This window comes from Bacillus sp. RC252, from assembly GCF_044909215.1.
Lineage (GTDB): Bacteria > Bacillota > Bacilli > Bacillales > Bacillaceae_G > Bacillus_A > Bacillus_A mycoides.
In genome coordinates, this window is sequence record NZ_JBIYDV010000030.1 from 1 (window position 1) to 14148 (window position 14148).

At 35.4% G+C, this 14148-nt stretch carries 17 protein-coding genes and 1 rRNA gene; 17 read left to right on the plus strand and 1 reads right to left on the minus strand.

What is annotated here, in order from left to right; all coding sequences use genetic code 11:
* The 10 genes from rrf to rsmI form a co-directional block, all read left to right on the plus strand.
* A 5S ribosomal RNA gene (gene rrf / locus ABH960_RS27620) occupies positions 1 to 92 on the plus strand; the annotation flags it as partial.
* Positions 93 to 291: 199 nt separating this feature from the next.
* Entirely contained in the window at positions 292 to 471 is a 180-nt protein-coding gene (locus ABH960_RS27625) for a sigma factor G inhibitor Gin (protein WP_002091596.1), read from the plus strand.
* 79 nt (positions 472 to 550) lie between these two features.
* On the plus strand, positions 551 to 1972 hold the full coding sequence (locus ABH960_RS27630; protein WP_404449598.1) for an aminotransferase class I/II-fold pyridoxal phosphate-dependent enzyme: 1422 nt from the start codon (positions 551 to 553) through the stop codon (positions 1970 to 1972).
* A gap of 1 nt (position 1973) precedes the next feature.
* Positions 1974 to 2600, plus strand: a complete 627-nt coding sequence (gene tmk / locus ABH960_RS27635) for a dTMP kinase (RefSeq protein WP_002009634.1) — start codon at positions 1974 to 1976, stop codon at positions 2598 to 2600.
* A gap of 35 nt (positions 2601 to 2635) precedes the next feature.
* On the plus strand, positions 2636 to 3619 hold the full coding sequence (gene holB / locus ABH960_RS27640; RefSeq protein WP_113938530.1) for a DNA polymerase III subunit delta': 984 nt from the start codon (positions 2636 to 2638) through the stop codon (positions 3617 to 3619).
* A gap of 5 nt (positions 3620 to 3624) precedes the next feature.
* Positions 3625 to 4452, plus strand: coding sequence for a PSP1 domain-containing protein (locus ABH960_RS27645; RefSeq protein ID WP_002009637.1), 828 nt, complete (start codon positions 3625 to 3627; stop codon positions 4450 to 4452).
* A 14-nt stretch (positions 4453 to 4466) separates the two neighbouring features.
* A complete protein-coding gene (gene yabA / locus ABH960_RS27650) occupies positions 4467 to 4817 on the plus strand; it encodes a DNA replication initiation control protein YabA (protein ID WP_002009639.1) in 351 nt (116 codons plus the stop codon).
* Positions 4818 to 4937: 120 nt separating this feature from the next.
* Positions 4938 to 5678, plus strand: a complete 741-nt coding sequence (locus tag ABH960_RS27655) for a tRNA1(Val) (adenine(37)-N6)-methyltransferase (protein ID WP_002138893.1) — start codon at positions 4938 to 4940, stop codon at positions 5676 to 5678.
* Positions 5665 to 5955, plus strand: coding sequence for a GIY-YIG nuclease family protein (locus ABH960_RS27660; RefSeq protein WP_002130207.1), 291 nt, complete (start codon positions 5665 to 5667; stop codon positions 5953 to 5955). Before ABH960_RS27655 ends, ABH960_RS27660 begins: the two co-directional genes overlap by 14 nt.
* The gene (gene rsmI / locus ABH960_RS27665) at positions 5924 to 6799 is read left to right on the plus strand and encodes a 16S rRNA (cytidine(1402)-2'-O)-methyltransferase (RefSeq protein WP_002143972.1); all 876 of its coding nucleotides are present in this window, start codon (positions 5924 to 5926) and stop codon (positions 6797 to 6799) included. Before ABH960_RS27660 ends, rsmI begins: the two co-directional genes overlap by 32 nt.
* Positions 6800 to 6819: 20 nt before the next feature.
* On the opposite strand, the gene ABH960_RS27670 is transcribed toward rsmI, so the two are convergent.
* Positions 6820 to 7104 carry a transition state genes transcriptional regulator AbrB gene (locus ABH960_RS27670; protein WP_000843037.1) on the minus strand — a complete coding sequence of 95 codons (285 nt, stop codon included), beginning with the start codon at positions 7102 to 7104 and terminating at the stop codon, positions 6820 to 6822.
* Between the two features lie 520 nt (positions 7105 to 7624).
* Between ABH960_RS27670 and metG the strand changes: the two genes are divergently transcribed.
* The 7 genes from metG (at position 7625) to sspF (ending at position 13987) form a co-directional block, all read left to right on the plus strand.
* Positions 7625 to 9607 (plus strand): methionine--tRNA ligase, encoded by a 1983-nt coding sequence (gene metG / locus ABH960_RS27675; RefSeq protein ID WP_235661827.1) that lies wholly within the window; start codon positions 7625 to 7627, stop codon positions 9605 to 9607.
* 165 nt (positions 9608 to 9772) lie between these two features.
* Positions 9773 to 10540, plus strand: a complete 768-nt coding sequence (locus ABH960_RS27680; RefSeq protein WP_002091591.1) for a TatD family hydrolase — start codon at positions 9773 to 9775, stop codon at positions 10538 to 10540.
* Between the two features lie 260 nt (positions 10541 to 10800).
* Positions 10801 to 11358: a ribonuclease M5 gene (rnmV, locus tag ABH960_RS27685; RefSeq protein ID WP_002029323.1), complete on the plus strand. Its 558-nt coding sequence runs from the start codon at positions 10801 to 10803 to the stop codon at positions 11356 to 11358.
* Complete coding sequence (gene rsmA / locus ABH960_RS27690) at positions 11355 to 12233, plus strand: 16S rRNA (adenine(1518)-N(6)/adenine(1519)-N(6))-dimethyltransferase RsmA (RefSeq protein WP_002091590.1); 879 nt, start codon at positions 11355 to 11357, stop codon at positions 12231 to 12233. Before rnmV ends, rsmA begins: the two co-directional genes overlap by 4 nt.
* A 117-nt stretch (positions 12234 to 12350) precedes the next feature.
* A complete protein-coding gene (gene yabG / locus ABH960_RS27695) occupies positions 12351 to 13214 on the plus strand; it encodes a sporulation peptidase YabG (RefSeq protein WP_404449604.1) in 864 nt (287 codons plus the stop codon).
* A gap of 238 nt (positions 13215 to 13452) precedes the next feature.
* Positions 13453 to 13716 carry a biofilm formation stimulator Veg gene (gene veg, locus ABH960_RS27700; protein WP_002009653.1) on the plus strand — a complete coding sequence of 88 codons (264 nt, stop codon included), beginning with the start codon at positions 13453 to 13455 and terminating at the stop codon, positions 13714 to 13716.
* Between the two features lie 91 nt (positions 13717 to 13807).
* A complete protein-coding gene (gene sspF / locus ABH960_RS27705) occupies positions 13808 to 13987 on the plus strand; it encodes an acid-soluble spore protein SspF (RefSeq protein WP_002094215.1) in 180 nt (59 codons plus the stop codon).
* The last annotated feature ends 161 nt before the right edge of the window (positions 13988 to 14148 follow it).

Sequence of the window (14148 nt, forward strand, 5' to 3'; positions counted from 1 at the left end):
ACACCCGTTCCCATACCGAACACGGAAGTTAAGCTCTCTAGCGCCGATGGTAGTTGGGACCTTGTCCCTGTGAGAGTAGGACGTCGCCAAGCAAGATAAAAACACAAGTCTTTTGACTTGTGTTTTTTTGTTTTTAAACAGTACATGAAAGAAGTAAAGGGAATACATAAGTAATACAAACACGTTGCCCAAGAATAAATCATATTATATAAGAAATTGATGTATATTTTCCAGAAATTTGTTAAGGAATAGATGTATATAATATATTTATTTAAAAAGGGAGGAAAGATTATGAAATTACCAAGTGAAATTTGCATCGTTTGTGAGACAAAAAGAGGGGAAGGAATATATGTATATAATAATTTAATATGTTACGAGTGCGAAAGAAATCTGGTGAATACTGAGACAAATGACCCGAAGTATATACATTATTTAAAACAACTGCGAAAATTAGAAGTATCATATTTTTAAATAGGCATTATGCCTATTATTTTTTTTGCCCTAATATCTGTATAATAGATACACAATGAATAATAAGGAAGAGATATATATGAATCAAAATCGTATGCCTTTATATGAGGCGCTAATGGAATTTAAAGAAAGGCGACTACTATCTTTTCATGTTCCGGGTCATAAGAATGGTTTAAGCTTCCCTCAGAAAGCTTCAGGGGCGTTTAAGGACATATTATCAATTGATGTAACAGAGTTAACAGGATTAGATGATTTACATAGCCCGTTTGAATGTATAGATGAAGCACAGCAATTATTAGCTGAAGTATACGGCGTGCACAAAAGTTATTTTTTAATTAATGGCTCAACAGTTGGAAATTTAGCAATGATTTTATCTTGCTGCGGCGAACATGATATTGTCCTCGTACAAAGAAATTGTCATAAATCGATCATTAATGGTTTGAAATTAGCAGGGGCGAATCCGGTCTTTTTAAATCCATGGATTGATGAAGTACATAACGTACCAGTAGGTGTTCGTGATGAAGTTATTAAGGAGGCAATTACAAAGTATCCAAATGCAAAAGCACTTATTTTAACACATCCTAATTACTATGGTATGGGCATTGATTTAGAGGCAAGTATCGCTTACGCACATGCACATAAAATTCCTGTTCTAGTAGATGAAGCCCATGGGGCGCATTTTTGTATAGGGGACCCCTTCCCGAAGTCAGCATTAGTTTATGGTGCGGATATTGTGGTTCATTCCGCACATAAAACATTACCTGCGATGACAATGGGATCTTATTTACATATAAATAGCCATTTGGTGAGCGAAGAAAAAGTTTCCTCCTATTTAAGTATGCTACAATCTAGTAGCCCATCGTATCCAATTATGGCTTCTCTTGATATAGCACGCTTTGCAATAGCAGTTATAAAGGAAGAGGGTCATGATGAAATCGTTGAGTTTTTACGCCGATTTAAAGAAGGATTGCGATCTATCCCACAAATAGCCATTTTGCAATATCCATCGCAAGATGAATTAAAAGTTACGGTGCAAACTCGCTGTCAGTTATCGGGGTATGGATTACAGTCTGTATTTGAAAAAGTCGGTATATATACGGAAATGGCAGATCCATATAACGTCCTACTTATATTACCGTTACAAGTAAATGAGGGGTATATGAAAGCTATAGAGATCATTCGATTAGCTATGCAGCAATATAAGGTAAAAGACAAGACAGCATCAATTCGTTATACTTATAAAGGGGAGATTTCCCCTTTACCGTATACGTATAAACAATTAGAGAGATACGAAACGAAGTTAGTATCTATAGAAGAAGCCGTTGGTATGATAGCTGCAGAAATGGTGATTCCGTATCCACCTGGAATTCCATTGATCATGTATGGAGAGAGAATTACTCAAGAACATACAAAGCAAATTACTCATTTAGAGAAAACAGGGGCTCGTTTTCAAGGTAGTACGAAATATATGAACGTGTATGATATAGAAAGTAGGTTTTAGGATGAAGGGATTATTTGTAACAATTGAAGGGCCAGAAGGTTCGGGTAAAACAACATTAATTAAAAGTTTATTACCATATTTTGAGCAAAAGGAACAAAAGGTAATGGCGACCAGAGAACCGGGTGGTATTGCAATTTCTGAAGATATTAGAACAATTTTACATAAACAAGAGTATACGATGATGGAAGCACGTACAGAGGCGCTCTTATATGCTGCTGCACGTAGACAACATTTAGTGGAAAAAGTTATGCCAGCACTTGAGGAAAACTATCTTGTACTATGTGATCGTTTTATAGATAGCTCTTTAGCATATCAAGGATATGCAAGGGGCTTAGGTATGGATAAAGTATTTGAAATTAATCGTTTCGCAACGGAAGATTGTATGCCTAGTTTAACAATCTATTTAGATATTGAGCCAGAGGTAGGTTTAGCACGAATTGGAAAAGATGCAGGACGTGAAGTAAATCGACTAGATATGGAAGATATCTCTTTCCATAAACGTGTGCGTGAAGGGTATTTACAAGTTGTAGAGCGTTTCTCTAATCGCATTGTATTAGTAAATGCTGATCAACCAATGAAAAAACTTATAGAAGAAGTTGTTCAGATTATAGAAGATAAATTGTTATAATAGAAGGAAAGAATGAAATAAGTGAGGTATGCAGTATGATAAATACGTGGGAGCAGCTTTCTGTTATACAGCCCATCGGTGTCAAAATGTTGATGAATAGCATTGCAAAAGAGCGTATATCCCACGCTTACTTGTTAGAGGGAGGGAAAGGGACTGGGAAGTTCGCCACAGCAATTCAAATGGCAAAAAGTTTTCTCTGTTCACAAAGAAATGGTGTAGAGCCTTGTCATGTATGTACGAATTGTCGCCGAATTGATTCAGGTAACTACCCAAACTTACATATTGTAAAACCAGATGGATTATCTATTAAAAAACAGCAAATTCATGATTTACAAGAAGAGTTTTCAAAAACAGGATTAGAAGCAAATAAAAAAGTATATATTATTGAGCATGCAGATCGTATGACAGCAAATGCAGCGAATACGCTCTTAAAGTTTTTAGAAGAACCAAGTAGTGATACAACAGCTATTTTACTTACTGAACAAAGTCATCAGATTTTAAATACAATCTTATCTCGTTGTCAAGTTGTTACGTTTAGGCCGTTGCCTACAGAATCTTTAATTAAGAGGTTAGAGGAAGAAGGTATTACAGTTTCTTTATCTACACTTGCTGCGCAGCTTACAAATAGTTTTGAAGAAGCTTTATTAATGTGTAATGATGAATGGTTTGCACAAGCGAGAGCTTTAGTGATAAAATTATGTGAAGCGCTCGAAAAAGATAAGGCCTCTATTTTTTTTGTACAAGAAAAATGGGGGAAGCACTTTGGAGAGAAAGAACAATTACAGCAAGGCTTAGATATGTTACTCCTTATTTATAAGGATTTATTATATGTTCAACTTGGAGAAGAAGATCGTCTTGTTTTTCATGAGCAGAAAGAGATGTTTGAATCCTTTTCTTATGCTCAGAAGCGCATTGTATCAGCTCTCTTTAATATATTAGAGGCAAAAAATAGAATCAACGCTAATGTAAATGCGCAGCTTGTGTTCGAACAGTTAGTGTTGCGGTTGCAGGAGGGATGACCGTTTTGTATGATGTAGTAGGTGTTCGCTTTAAGAAGGCCGGAAAGGTATATTACTTTGATCCAAATCAGTTCGATATCTCAGAAAATGAGTTTGTAATTGTAGAAACGGTAAGAGGTATTGAGTACGGAAAAGTAGTTATTACCAAAAAGCAAGTTGATGAAAATGACGTTGTATTACCGCTAAAAAAAGTTATTCGTATTGCAAATGAAAATGATCGTACTATTGTTGAAGAGAATAGGCATGCTGCGAAAGAAGCATATCAAGTTTGTCAACAAAAGGTAGGAGAACATAATCTTGATATGAAGCTTGTAGATGTAGAGTATACGTTCGATCGTAATAAGATTATTTTTTACTTTACTGCGGATGGCCGGATTGATTTCCGGGAACTAGTGAAAGACTTAGCGGCAATTTTTAGGACAAGAATTGAGCTGAGACAGATCGGCGTTCGTGACGAAGCAAAAATGCTTGGTGGTATTGGTCCATGTGGTCGTATGCTTTGTTGTTCTACTTTTTTAGGAGATTTTGAACCTGTATCCATTAAAATGGCAAAGGATCAAAATTTATCATTAAATCCTGCAAAAATCTCTGGTTTATGTGGTCGCTTAATGTGTTGCTTAAAATATGAGAATGATGAATATGAGGCAGCAAAGGAACAACTTCCTGATTTAGATCAACGTATACAAACACCGCACGGTACTGGCCGTGTTATCGGATTAAATATTTTAGAAAGATTAATTCAAGTGGAACTAGTAGACAAGGAACGGATAGTAGAATATACGTTAGATGAATTAATGAATAAAGGGGTCGTTTCGAGTCAAACCACAGATTAATGAGGTGGGTGCTTGTGGAGAAAAAGGATATTTTTGCATCGGTTTCTAGTATGGAAGAGCAAATTGGACATTTATACAAACAGTTGGGAGAATTAAAACAACATCTTGCAGAATTATTGGAAGAAAACCAACATATAAAAATGGAAAATGAAAATTTGCGACATCGTTTTGAAGAAGTGCAGAACAAGGAAAAACAAAAAACTCAAAAACGCAAAGAAATGAAGGCGAAGACAGATATTGGTGAAGGCTACGATAATCTAGCGAGACTATATCAAGAAGGTTTTCATATTTGCAATCTACATTATGGAAGTGTACGTAAAGAGGGAGATTGTTTATTCTGTCTGTCATTTTTAAATAAAAAGTGAGATTACCTTTCCAATATAATTGGAAAGGTAATTTTTTATACATGAGAGTAGAATGAAATTTATTTTTACATTAATAGAAGATGAAATAGGATAGGTTAAGTGTAAGAAAGGGAGCAATATATGAATTTATATGAAGATGAGCGTTTAGATTACTTATTAGCGCAAGATATGAAGATTGTACAAAGTCCATCAGTATTTAATTTTTCTTTGGATGCTGTTTTACTTGCAGATTTTGCTTGGGTGCCAATTCAAAAAGGTAATTTACTTGATTTGTGTACAGGTAACGCAGTTATCCCTCTTTTATTAAGTACAAGGACAAAAGGGAAAATTACAGGTGTAGAAATTCAAGAGCGCTTATATGATATGGGAATAAGAAGCGTTCAATACAATAATTTAGAAGAAAGAATTCATTTAATCCATGGAGATTTGAAAGATATGCCGGAGAAACTTGGACGTCATCAATATGATGTTGTAACATGTAATCCTCCTTATTTTCAAACACCACAAACTTCTGAGAAGAATATGAATGAACATTTAGCGATAGCTCGTCATGAAATTATGTGCACACTAGAAGATGTTGTATACGCAAGTAGCCAGCTAGTGAAACAGGGTGGGAAAGTAGCATTTGTACATCGTCCAGGTCGTTTGCTCGACATCGTCACATTAATGCGTAAATATAAAATTGAACCGAAACGTGTGCGATTTGTTTATCCTAAGGCTGGTAAAGAAGCGAATACATTGTTAATTGAAGGAATTAAGGATGGGAATGCTGATTTAAAAATCTTACCACCTCTTTTTGTATATGAAGAAAACAATGAATATACAAAGGAGCTTCGTTCAATTTTATATGGAGAAGAATAAGCATTGTTTTTATGTGGTGGAGTGTTCTGATGGAAGTTATTATGCTGGATACACGAATCATATAGAAAAACGGATTCAGACCCATAATAGTGGAAAAGGTGCTAGATATACACGCGCTAGACTTCCAGTTGTTTTAAAATATGTAGAGGATCACGAGGATAAACGAACGGCTATGCAAGCTGAGTATCACTTTAAGCAGTTAACGAGGAAAAAAAAAGAAGAATATATGCAAAAAGGAGAACGCTATGTGGCAGCAAAAAAGCTTTCAGCAAAATGAAAAGGGAGTTTTATATTTAGTACCGACTCCAATCGGAAATTTAGAGGATATGACATTTCGTGCAATCCGAATTTTAAAAGAGGCAGACATTATTGCAGCGGAAGATACAAGGCAAACAAAGAAACTTTGTAATTACTTTGAAATTGAAACACCAGTTATGAGTTATCATGAGCATAATAAAGGAGTAAGTGGACGGAAAATTTTAGATAAGTTAGAAGAAGGTAAGACTGTAGCCATTGTGAGCGATGCTGGTATGCCATGTATTTCAGATCCTGGTTATGATATCGTTGTAGAGGCTGTAGCAGAACAATATCATGTTATCCCGCTTCCTGGGGCAAATGCAGCCCTTACAGCATTGATTGCATCAGGACTTGAGACAAAACATTTTTATTTCTATGGTTTCCTGCAAAGAAATAAAAAGGGACGTAAGCTTGAATTAGAAAAACTACGCTATATTCCAACTACAATGATGTTTTATGAGGCGCCACATCGTTTAGATGACACTTTAATCTCTATGCAAGAAGTATTAGGAAATAGGGAAATCGTATTATGTCGTGAGCTAACGAAAAAATTTGAAGAATTTATTCGTGGAACAATTGAAGAAGCGATTGAGTGGACGAAGCAAAATGAAGTTCGTGGTGAGTTTTGTATTTTAGTAGCAGGTTCAACAGAAGAACCTACTCCAGAAGAACAATGGTGGGAAGCTATTTCAGTATATAATCATATTGAACATTATATAAATGAAAAAGGTATGAATTCAAAAGAAGCGATAAAAACAGTCGCTAAAGATCGAGATTTGTCGAAACGAGACGTATATCAAATCTATCATGTGGATAAAAAATAAGCTTCTCATAATTGAGAAGCTTATTTTGCTGTTTCGATATAATCTTGAAGTTCGTTTAAGACTTGTTCAGCGCCTTCTTTACTTAAGATAATTTTACCTTCAGCTAAAGATAGGTTACCATCAGATACTTCACCAGTTACTTGGCAAGTCATGTTTGGTTTATATTTCTTTAAGATGATTTTTTCATCATCAACGTAGATTTCAAGAGCATCCTTTTCTGCAATACCTAAAGTACGGCGTAATTCGATTGGAATTACTACACGACCCAATTCATCAACTTTACGAACGATACCAGTAGATTTCATAATTCTTTTCCTCCTAAATAAATAGTTTATAAGTTTCGAGTCTATTTTTTTGATTCGTCATTTTTCGACAAAATACCCTATGGACATATGATACCAATCATTTACATTTCCGTCAATTATTAAATTCTATATTTTAAAAAAAGATTTATAGATTTTTATACTTCTTATATATGATAGAATGTAAGTCATTTCTACAATTGTTTTGTATTATTTTTTGTAATATTTATACTTTTCGGGAAATATATTGTATATTTTTTTTGAATATGAGTAATAGATGATAAAGATATCGAGCATTAACTCGTTTTATCCCGCTATTTGCGAGCAGTAAGACTCCCACTTCAAAATTTAGCCGGAGCAAAGAAGTTAAGTGGGAGTCGGGCTGCTCGTAAAAGCCCGATTGGTGTGGGCTAATAATCCATGGGGGATGAACCCTCTCCACGGATTAAAGTTTCACTTTATATATGAGTTTTTGATATACTGTTTATAAATACATATGAGGTTATTCGGGAGGTCCAAAACGATGAAAGAGGAAAATAAGTCCTTTTATATTACTACCCCAATTTATTATCCAAGTGGAAAGTTACACATTGGACATGCTTATACGACAGTAGCAGGAGATGCGATGGCACGATATAAGCGTATGCAAGGATACAATGTTCATTATTTAACAGGAACTGATGAGCATGGACAGAAGATCCAAAAGAAAGCAGAAGAACTAAATGTTACACCACAGGCATATGTGGATAACATTGTATCAGGGATTAAAGAACTTTGGGAGAAGATGGATATCTCTTATGATGATTTTATTCGTACAACTGAAGATCGTCATAAAGATGTTGTTGAGAAAATCTTCAAGCAGCTAGTAGATCAAGGCGATATTTATCTTGATGAATATGAAGGTTGGTATTCTGTACAAGATGAAACATTCTATACAGCGCATCAATTAGTAGATCCAATTATGGAAGGTGACAAAGTAGTTGGTGGAAAAAGCCCAGATAGTGGTCACGCTGTAGAACTTGTTCGCGAAGAGTCTTATTTCTTTAGAATGGGTAAATATGTAGACCGACTATTAAAGTTCTATGAGGATAACCCTCATTTCATTCAGCCGGAGTCCCGTAAAAATGAAATGATTAATAACTTCATTAAACCAGGATTAGAAGATTTAGCGGTTTCTCGTACTTCATTTGACTGGGGAGTTCGTGTTCCAGGTAACCCAAAACACGTTATTTACGTATGGGTAGATGCGTTGTCTAATTACATTACTGCATTAGGATATGGAACAGAAAATGAAGAGAAGTATAAAAAATTCTGGCCAGCAGATGTCCATTTAGTTGGGAAAGAAATCGTTCGTTTCCACACAATTTATTGGCCAATTATTTTAATGGCTTTAGATTTACCACTTCCGAAGAAAGTCTTTGCTCATGGCTGGATTTTAATGAAGGATGGAAAAATGAGTAAGTCAAAAGGAAACGTAGTAGATCCAGTTACATTAATTGATCGTTACGGATTAGATGCATTGCGTTACTACTTACTTCGCGAAGTTCCATTTGGATCTGATGGAGTATTCACACCAGAAGGATTTGTTGAACGAATCAACTTTGATTTAGCGAATGATTTAGGTAACTTATTAAATCGTACAGTAGCTATGATTGATAAATACTTTAACGGGGAAATCCCTGCATTTAAAGCAAATGTAACTGAGTTCGATGAAACGCTAGTGACATTTGCCGAAGATACATTGAAAAAAGTAGAAGAGGCAATGGAGAATATGGAATTCTCTGTAGCGCTAAGTTCCATTTGGCAATTAGTTAGCCGTACGAACAAATATATTGATGAAACGCAGCCGTGGGTATTAGCGAAGGATGAGAATGATCGTGAAAAACTTGCGTCTGTAATGTCCCACTTAGCTGAGGTACTTCGTCAAACAGGTATTATGCTTATGCCATTCCTAACAGTAGCACCAAGTAAGATGTTTGCTCAACTTGGACTTACTGAAGAGGCGCATAAATCTTGGGAAAGCCTATCTACAATTGGATGTATTCCAGCTGGAACAAAAGTAGAAAAAGGAAACCCAATTTTCCCTCGTTTGGAAATGGAAGTAGAAGTGGGATATATTAAAGAACAAATGCAAGGTTCTGCTCCTAAAGTAGAAGAGAAAAAAGCAGAAGAACCAAAGGCAGAAGAAATTACAATTGATGATTTCTTTAAAGTAGAATTACGAGTAGCTGAAGTAATATCCGCTGAACCTGTGAAAAAAGCAGATAAGTTGTTAAAAATTCAGCTTGATTTAGGTACAGAGAAGCGCCAAGTGGTTTCTGGGATTGCTAAATTCTATTCCCCAGAAGAACTAAAAGGTAAAAAGGTTATTTGTGTAACGAATTTAAAACCTGTAAAATTACGTGGTGAATTATCACAAGGTATGATTTTAGCAGGTGAAGAGAATGGCGTATTGTCATTAGCATCAATTGACCAGAATTTACCAAATGGTACAAAAATCAAGTAATTGAGACAAGAAAAGAGATGTTTCACGTGTAACATTAGTGAAGCGTCTTTTTTCTTTTTACATTCCGTTTTTTGCATTAAAATTGAAGTATTGTTATCGTTAAGTTAGAAAGAGTGTAGTTTTTCTATGAGAGAATTGATTTCAATATAAAAGGAGTTATTTATTATGTTGTTTGATACACATTCACATTTAAATGCAGAGCAATTTGAAGAAGATTTACAAGAAGTTATCGCGAGAATGAAAGAAGCGGGAGTTACATATACAGTTGTTGTTGGATTTGATGAAGTAACGATAAAGAAAGCAATTGAATTAGCAGAGGCTTATGATTTTATTTACGCTGCAGTTGGATGGCATCCTGTTGATGCAATCGATATGAAAGAAGAACATTTAGCTTGGTTAGAAGAATTAGCGGCTCATCCTAAAGTAGTTGCAATTGGGGAAATGGGATTAGATTATCACTGGGATAAGTCTCCAAAGGAAATACAGAAGGAAGTATTCCGTAAACAAATTGCATTAGCGAAAAAGGTGAAATTACCGATTATTATACATAACCGCGATGCAACTCAAGATATTGTTGATATCCTAGAGGAAGAGAATGCAGCTGAAGTAGGGGGCATTATGCATTGCTTTAGCGGTAGTGTAGAAGTAGCGCAGCGATGTGTCGATATGAACTTTTTAATTTCATTAGGTGGGCCAGTAACATTTAAAAATGCCAAGAAACCGAAAGAAGTTGCTATGGAGATTCCGTTAGAAAAATTATTGATAGAGACAGATTGCCCGTATTTAACACCACATCCATTTCGAGGGAAACGAAATGAACCTAGTTATGTAAAACTGGTAGCAGAAGAAATTGCGAATTTAAAAGGAATTTCTTATGACGAAGTAGCACAAGTAACAACAAAGAATGCCAAAGCCTTATTTGGTGTTGAATAAAAAAGAATGGGGAGGCCCATTCTTTTTTTGTTTTTTGAGAAGAGAGATAATAGAAGTGATAAGAACCCACTATTTACGCATAACATAAGTGTAGAAATACTGCGGATAAATTAAGATGGAGATAGAAGTGTTACAATAAGGATAGTGAACAAAGATTTTTCTCTTCTACTTTTTAAAATGTAAGATTGGGAAAATAATAATGGAAAAGTCGTCATTTTTTTGTTTTACTAAGTAGAGATGAAAAGAGTGTGGAGGCAAGCATGAAAATTAAAGAGATTATCGTTGTAGAAGGTAAAGATGATACAGTTGCGATTAAACGTGCTGTTGATGCGGATACAATCGAAACGAACGGTTCAGCAATCGGTGATCACGTTATTGAGCAAGTTAAATTAGCGCAGCAAAAACGAGGCGTTATTATTTTCACAGATCCAGATTATCCTGGAGAGCGTATTCGAAAAATTATTTCTGACAAGGTTCCTGGATGTAAGCATGCTTTTTTAACGAAGGAAGAAGCACTTGCTAAAAGGAAAAAAGGTGTTGGAATCGAACATGCTTCTAATGAGTCGATTCGCCGTGCTTTAGAGAATATACATGAAGAAATGGAAGCTTACACAAGTGAAATTAGTTGGAGTGATCTAGTCGATGCGGGCTTAGTGGGCGGAGAAATGGCAAAGAGTCGCAGAGAAAGAGTGGGTAAGCTATTAAAGATTGGTTATACAAACGCAAAACAGTTACATAAACGTTTACAAATGTTTCAGGTTTCAAAGGAATCATTTGCAGAAGCTTATAAGCAAGTAATACAGGAGGAAAAAAAATGAAGGATATCGCAACACCAAATCGTACGAAAGACATTGTTGAAAAGTATGGATTTTCATTCAAAAAAAGTTTAGGACAAAATTTTTTAATTGATACGAATGTATTAAATCGTATCGTTGATCACGCAGAAATCGGTTCAGAAAGTGGCGCAATTGAAATTGGACCAGGTATTGGTGCGTTAACAGAGCAATTGGCAAAGCGTGCTAAAAAAGTAGTGGCTTTTGAAATTGATCAGAGATTATTACCAATTTTAGACGAGACGTTAGCTCCATATAGCAACGTTACAGTTATAAATAAAGATGTACTAAAAGCAGATGTACATGAAGTGTTTAGTGAGCAATTTGAAGAAGGACAAGATGTAATGGTAGTAGCTAACTTACCATACTATATTACAACGCCAATTTTATTTAAATTGCTTGAAGAAAAATTACCGGTTCGTGGATTTGTTGTTATGATGCAAAAAGAAGTTGGGGATCGTTTAGCTGCTAAACCAGGAACGAAAGAGTATGGTTCTTTATCAATTGCCATTCAGTATTATACAGAGGTAGAAACAGTTATGACTGTACCGCGTACAGTGTTTGTGCCACAACCAAATGTTGATTCTGCGATTATCCGTCTTCTAAAGCGTCCTAAACCAGTTGTAGAAGTGACAGATGAAACTTTCTTCTTTGAAGTAGTACGAGCAAGTTTCGCACAGCGTCGTAAAACTTTAATGAATAATTTATCAAATAATTTAAATGGTTTCCCGAAAGATAAAGAGCTGTTGGATCGAATTTTGACAGAAGTAGGAATTGATCCGAAGCGAAGAGGCGAAACGCTATCTATCGAAGAGTTTGCAACATTAAGTAATGCATTAATTCTTCATAAATTGTCATAAGAATATGAAAGGGACAGTTCAACTTGAGCTGTCCCTTTTGTCACCTTTCCTTTCCTAAATTCATACTTTAAAAACAGGTAAGATGGCCTAACGAGTTTGGAGTTTGGAGGTAGGATAATGGCTTTACATGTTGGAGAATTAGTTGAACGATATTCTCATAATAGGGATATTCTTTTTCGTATTATAGAAATAAAAGGCGATATGGCAATATTATTTGGAGAGGAAATTAGACTTGTGGCGGATGCACCACTTGCAGATTTAGTTAGTATAGATCAACGAGAACATAAAAATAGAGTGAAGCGTGAAAAAGAAACGATGGAGCGTACTTACCGGTTGTTTCAGCAAGATTACGTGTTGATGAAACAAAGACATGAACATACTTCAACTGGTGGATATACAAGTGAAGTGAATTATTTTCAAATGCCAGGACGTGTATTGCATATAGATGGAGATCCTTTATATTTGCGCAAGTGCTTAGATTTATATAATAAAATAGGCGTTCCTGTTCAAGGTATTCATTGTAAGGAAACGGAGATGCATGAAAAGGTAGTAGACTTAATAGATCATTTTCGCCCAGACATTTTAGTTATTACAGGACATGATGCATATACAAAGTCAAAAGGAGTTATGGGAGATTTAGCGGCATATAGACATTCTAGACATTTTGTACAGGCTGTTCGAGAAGTGCGAAAAAAATATCCATCATTGGATCAACTCGTTATTTTTGCTGGAGCGTGTCAATCACACTTTGAGGCGTTGATTCGAGCAGGTGCTAATTTTGCTAGTTCACCGTCTAGAATTAATATTCATGCTCTAGATCCTGTATATGTAGTTGGCAAAATTAGTTTCACTTCATTTATGGAAAGAGTAAATGTATGGGACGTTGTGCGTAATACAATTACTGGCGAAAAGGGACTAGGCGGAATTGAAACAAGAGGGATTTTACGAACAGGATTGCCCTTTCAACATTATGACGAATGAGCAAGGTACATACGTATCTTGCTTTTTTATGTGGAAATGATTTAAATGAGTCTGGATAAAAAGCGGCAAGAACGTGCAGACTATACAATGATACTTTTAGAATATAGTATTTCTTCTATCTATTTGAACGCATGATGCTTTTATAATGATATTGTCTGTGAATTGCGGTTAATAATTGGGATAGATATATCGTGTTTTAAGTGTTCAATCTAAATTACAGCGAGGTGTAGCAAAGTATATGTCAAAACGTTTAGATGAAATTAAAAGCGAATTAGATCACCATCTTGGACAGCGACTTATGTTAAAGGCAAATAGTGGGAGAAGAAAAACTGTGGAGCAATCAGGTGTACTTGCAGAAACGTATCGTTCTGTGTTTGTTGTACAATTAGACCAGCAAGAAGATGCATTGCAACGTGTATCTTATAGTTATGCAGATGTTTTAACAGAGACAGTAGAGCTAACATTTTACGATGAATCTCAAAATGAAGTATTTTATAATTAATGTATTTTTTCTTACATATATTCCTATAAATGAAAAGCTATATTATTTTGCATACTAATTATACCGTAGCAAAATAAGGAGGGACTCTGCATTGAGTAGACGAAGAGGAGTCATGTCAAATCAATTTAAAGAAGAGCTTGCAAAAGAGCTTGGCTTTTATGATGTTGTTCAGAAAGAAGGATGGGGCGGAATTCGTGCGAAAGATGCTGGTAATATGGTGAAACGTGCTATAGAAATTGCAGAACAGCAATTAATGAAACGAAACCAGTAGTTGTAAGATACTTTCTATGCTACGGTAGCCGAGGAGAGATTCCTCGGCTTTTTGCACGCTAAAAGGTGCCATCATTTGACATAAGTAGTTTCATTCTGAATGCTTTTCGATATAATTAGGGAAGTGTCATCGTCTTACTATAAATTTATGGTAAAATAAAC